At 45.3% G+C, this 470-nt stretch carries 1 protein-coding gene and 1 pseudogene; both read left to right on the top strand.

Annotation, left to right across the window (positions count from 1 at the left end; translation table 11 throughout):
- A pseudogene (locus PGX78_RS05450) lies at positions 1 to 105 on the top strand (peptidylprolyl isomerase); the annotation flags it as partial.
- On the top strand, positions 80 to 470 hold a 391-nt coding region (locus PGX78_RS05445), incomplete at its 3' end, for a ParB/RepB/Spo0J family partition protein (protein WP_270445781.1). The pseudogene PGX78_RS05450 and the gene PGX78_RS05445, both read left to right, overlap by 26 nt.

Genomic DNA, 470 nt, shown 5'->3' with positions numbered 1-470 from the left:
AACTTTAAAAAATTGGCAGACAAAAAATTTTATGACGGGACAATTTTCCATCGTATTATTAAAGACTTTATGATTCAAGGTGGCGATCCTGAAGGAACGGAATTCGCAGCAGGCACGGCGTATCTTTGATGAGCAGGCTTTACAGGAATTGAGCGAATCTATACGCACATACGGCATTGTACAACCTTTGGTTGTACGCGCTGTCGGAGAGGGACGATATGAAATTATTGCCGGAGAGCGTCGTTGGCGAGCCGCCAAGGCGGCAGGTCTCACTCAGGTTCCGGTTGTTGTGCGAACATATGAAGACCGTGTGGCGGCAGAAGTGTCTTTAATTGAAAATATTCAACGCGAAAATCTTAACGTTGTCGAAGAAGCGACTGCCTATAAAGTTCTTATTGATATGAACGGTTGGACGCAGGAGGAATTGGCGGAGAAGGTCGGTAAGAGTCGCTCTCATGTAGCAAATTTGA

The sequence above is a fragment of the Megasphaera sp. AF13-6AC genome, assembly GCF_027685385.1.
Taxonomy (GTDB): domain Bacteria; phylum Bacillota; class Negativicutes; order Veillonellales; family Megasphaeraceae; genus Megasphaera; species Megasphaera micronuciformis.
This window is presented reverse-complemented; position numbering and strand designations above follow the sequence as displayed.